Origin of the sequence: Pseudomonas edaphica (assembly GCF_005863185.1) — a bacterium.
Taxonomy (GTDB): Bacteria; Pseudomonadota; Gammaproteobacteria; order Pseudomonadales; family Pseudomonadaceae; genus Aquipseudomonas; species Aquipseudomonas edaphica.
Window position 1 is genome coordinate 1 of the sequence record NZ_VBVZ01000601.1, and the last position, 3,717, is coordinate 3,717.

The 3,717-nt window shown below is 56.3% G+C and carries 4 protein-coding genes and 1 tRNA gene; 3 read left to right on the forward strand and 2 right to left on the reverse strand.

All coding sequences use genetic code 11. The annotated features are described in order from the left end of the window. Nucleotides 1-77: 77 nt before the first annotated feature. Both FEM54_RS27345 and FEM54_RS27350 read right to left on the reverse strand, forming a co-directional pair. A complete protein-coding gene (locus tag FEM54_RS27345; RefSeq protein WP_138453730.1) occupies nucleotides 78-1,184 on the reverse strand; it encodes a hypothetical protein in 1,107 nt (368 codons plus the stop codon). A 444-nt stretch (nucleotides 1,185-1,628) separates the two neighbouring features. Further along, nucleotides 1,629-1,705 (reverse strand) — tRNA-Arg (locus tag FEM54_RS27350). Nucleotides 1,706-1,900: 195 nt separating this feature from the next. On the opposite strand from FEM54_RS27350, the gene FEM54_RS27355 reads away from it, so the two are divergent. The 3 genes from FEM54_RS27355 to FEM54_RS27365 all read left to right on the forward strand — a co-directional run bounded on the left by FEM54_RS27355 (nucleotide 1,901) and on the right by FEM54_RS27365 (nucleotide 3,578). Further along, nucleotides 1,901-2,617, forward strand: coding sequence for a Crp/Fnr family transcriptional regulator (locus FEM54_RS27355; protein WP_099549558.1), 717 nt, complete (start codon nucleotides 1,901-1,903; stop codon nucleotides 2,615-2,617). Nucleotides 2,618-2,704: 87 nt separating this feature from the next. After that, on the forward strand, nucleotides 2,705-3,247 hold the full coding sequence (locus FEM54_RS27360; RefSeq protein ID WP_017136685.1) for an RNA polymerase sigma factor: 543 nt from the start codon (nucleotides 2,705-2,707) through the stop codon (nucleotides 3,245-3,247). A gap of 103 nt (nucleotides 3,248-3,350) precedes the next feature. After that, complete coding sequence (locus FEM54_RS27365) at nucleotides 3,351-3,578, forward strand: RebB family R body protein (RefSeq protein WP_003187543.1); 228 nt, start codon at nucleotides 3,351-3,353, stop codon at nucleotides 3,576-3,578. Nucleotides 3,579-3,717 lie beyond the last annotated feature (139 nt).

Here is a 3,717-nt window from a genome sequence, read left to right on the forward strand (position 1 = left end):
GTCAAAACTTGACATCGGACGGCTCTGGAGAACCTGACAAAGCTTGGCACCAAGCACGTAACCGAACTCCGTGTAGATCACACCACCAGAACTTTCTCAACAACGGGAAGCGAGGCTTTGAATTGCTGTCCGTTTGAGATTTTTTGAAATCCAAAAGGTGTCGACATGAGCACACTTCCAAAATGATTTTCTGGAATTGGCCCTGGGCCCCACAGTTGATGCTTTTCTACTTCATCTACAAGATCTGCAAATTGATGGTCACTCTCGAATTCCACTATCAAAACCTCAAAGCCCATTGTTGAAATCTCTGCAATGAGCCCGAGTGGCAAGCCCGCGCCTGGTTCAATGTAAGCAGCCACCATACGCCCGCCCAAACGGTCATTAATCCGCTTCTGTCGTTCATACTTTGCATCGTATTGTGGGCCAGGCGCATCGCTAGAAAGGGAGAATCTCCCATCATCGGATAATTCGATTTTCCAGGCCATGGGTGGGTTCTCGCTGAACCTTCCGACAATAGTTCGGGCCGGACGAAATGATTCTGCAATTTCCTGTTGGAAGGATTGGAGCAATTCAAAGAAGAAAATTGCTATCTGTAAAGCCTCTCCGATCTCTGCGTGCGAGACAATGACTGGCTGGCCTCCGTTTCTTCGCCTTACTCGCAACCCTTCAGGAACGAGAACGTAGTCGGCATGCGCTATGGCATTTCTGATGTCGTCCCGAAAGGTGGTTGCTAACAACCTCGCCAGGCTGCTCATCCCTATTTCAGTCGCAACCCGTGCTAGGTGCCGAAACATCGCGTTAGCGTTTGGGCCGATTATGGCTCTGGGTTCAGGACGCACTCGGACGAGCTTTTGAAACGGCCAGAGGTTGTAAGCCTTCAACTGAGGGATCTGCATGGTGTTCAACAACCCCTCGTACACACCACCTGCCTCGGCAAGATGCGCGTAGAGGCATAGTGCTTGGCGAAGCTCAGGCCTAGTCAGGGGGGCACCCTTCGATCCAAGCACTTTCAGCTCATCGAATACCTCGCTAGCTGTTGCGATCGTATTCCAGCCGGCATCTTGAATGCCGCGAAACTCAGCGAACAGGGCAGCGGCCGTGTCTATCTCGTTAATTTTTCGCGCATATTCAAACAAGTAGGTGAGCTGGGTGTTCAGCTCCCGAAGATAGGCTTGAGCTTCCATACTGTTTTGCCTCTAACTGAATGATTTGGCTAATAGAATCCGATTAGGTAAATGGTTACTTTTGGTGGTTACCAGCAGCCTGCTAGGGTGGCCAGCGAGATAGACGATTTGGTCTGAGTGAGACCATATCGTCTGTCTCGACTAGTCAGCTAAATGGAACTTGGGCGTATGTCCGTTCCATTCTGAGTACCCGAAATCCTGAATTTTTGGGAAAAAATAGCGACAGATTCATTTATATTCACACCAGAACCCAACTCATTGCCTGACTACCATCCCTCACACAGTATTTCTGGCTGCCACTAGAGCCCCCCGTCGCTCTAGGGCCCAAGACCCCCAGCCAAACGCATCCATCCGAACCCCCCGGATAACTAAAACCATAGCCTTAAAAAATTCGCCCACAAAAAAGCCCCAGGTCGAAAGACCTGGGGCTTTTTCATCTGTATCTGGTGCACCCGGCGGGATTCGAACCCACGACCCCTGCCTTCGGAGGGCAGTACTCTATCCAGCTGAGCTACGGATGCTTGTGCGGGCGACATCATCCCCATGTCGCCCTGATGCGTCCATTCCAGCGTTTTCGCCGGTAACTGTCGGCCGTTTCCCGCCCAAAATGGCTAATCGCCACTCTCATTCACAACTCCCCGCGCCGCACGTCCCTTTGTTTGCTTTGCTCTTGTGGCTTTAAACCGCTTCCAAGCCGCAATTCCCCAGGTGAACGCATGCATTCCAAAGGAACCGTGATGCTCGATCTCCCGTTGAGACAAACCCTGTTGGCCCGCTCCGATTTGTTTCGAGGTATGCCGGAGCACCTCTTGCGCTACGTTGCCACCCATATGGTGGAGCGCCTGCTGGATGATCGTGAACTGCTGTATTTCAAGGACGACAGCCTCGAATTTATTGCATTGGTGGTTGAGGGCCGGATTTATTCGGTGGTGCATGGGCCGGACGGCCGGGAGCAGATTATCGGCAGTACCGGGGCCGGGCAGGTGGTGGGGGAGACGGCGTTGATCAAGGATCATGGGCGCGAGTCTTCCACCTTTGCCAGTGGCCCCACGCGGCTGTTGCAACTGGGTAGCCGGCATTTTGGTGTGCTGTTTGAGGAGCCGGTGTTTTTGCGGCGCTTGTTGATGCTGATGATGCTGCGCTTGCTGCAGGCCATCGAGTTGCTGGAGTTGGTGTGCCTGCATCGGTTGGAGTCGCGGTTGGCGCGGTTTCTGTTGGCCAACCTGGGCGATATCGACCTGGCGCTGGCCATGCCGAGCGTCTCTTTGCCCGCCAGCCAGGGGGTGTTGGCGTCGATGCTTAACACCAGCCGTCCCAAGCTCAATGTGCAGCTGCAATTGTGGCGCCGCAGTGGGCTGATCAGCGGCAATCTGGAACGCATGGTGATCAACGATCTCGAGCATTTGCGGCGCAAGGCATTTGCCTTGAATTAGTCATTGCAGTGTTCCGCAGGTAACAGCGCCCCCCTGTCCCGCGCTTGCAGACTGGCCCTTCATCAAGGATGCACAGGAGTGCTGGCGATGGGGATGACTGTTCAGTTCAAGGATCAATGGGCCGCCGATGACCGTTTGTTCGAAGCGAGTTGGCGCGCCGTGCAGGGCGAACTCAAGCGGCGCGCGTTGCGGCGGGCCAAGGGCAATCTGGATCAGGGCCAGGAATGGTTGTCGGCCACGGCGATCAAGGCCCTGCTGTTCTTTCGGCGCTCGCCGGAGCGCATTCGCGACCCTCAGGGGTTTCTGTTTCTGGTACTCGACCATGTGTTTCTCGACAGTTTGCGACGCAGCAAGCGCGAGGAGCGGTTGCTCGATGATTCGGTGGACCTCGAGCACGATCACCTGGCCGCACTCGCCGCGCCCTGCGCTTCGGTGCTGGAGCGGGTGGAGTGTTACGAGCGCCTGGAGCTGATCGAGGCGCAGGTGGCGCGGTTGCCGGTGTTGCAGCAGCGCTTGTTTGAGATGCGCTTTGTGGATGACCTGCCGTATCCGCAGATCGCTGCCGCGTTGCAGGTCACGCTGCCGCTGGTGCGCAAGCGTGTGCAACTGCTGCGCAACGCCTTGCGCTGAATTTGATTCACACACGCGGGCGCGGGGCGTTCTAGTTGTATGAGCGCGTCCTGCCGCCACTACCCACGCCCAACCCTGGGTGAATGCCATCAAGGAGAGATGTATGACAGAGGTCAACAGCCAGATCACCGACGCGGTCACCCAAACCAACGTCAAAGTGGTGGCAGAAGCGCCGGCCCAGGCCATCGCGTCGCTGTATCAGGTGGCGAGCAGTGCGGCGGGCCTGTCGTTGCAGAACGCGGTCAACAGCCAACAGGCGATGAACCAGATTTCGAATGCGGTGATCTCCAAGGCCGTGGCGCTGATCATGCAGATTGGCGAGAAGGGCTAAGTCCTCGGGAGATCGATTATGTCGTGGTTCAGTAGAAAGAAACCCGCCGCCCCGCAAGCAACGCCCGCCGCCGACCCACCTGCGCCGGCGCCCGCCGCACCGGCCTCGCGCTCGATCATGGCGCGCATGAACGAGCACC

Bases quoted from the DNA above. Each gene is read 5' to 3' on its own strand.
- FEM54_RS27355 (WP_099549558.1), top strand. From the start codon at position 1,901: ATGCATTCCAAAGGAACCGTGATGCTCGATCTCCCGTTGAGACAAACC.
- FEM54_RS27365 (WP_003187543.1), top strand. From the start codon at position 3,351: ATGACAGAGGTCAACAGCCAGATCACCGACGCGGTCACCCAAACCAAC.
- FEM54_RS27345 (WP_138453730.1), bottom strand. From the start codon at position 1,184: ATGGAAGCTCAAGCCTATCTTCGGGAGCTGAACACCCAGCTCACCTAC.
- FEM54_RS27360 (WP_017136685.1), top strand. From the start codon at position 2,705: ATGGGGATGACTGTTCAGTTCAAGGATCAATGGGCCGCCGATGACCGT.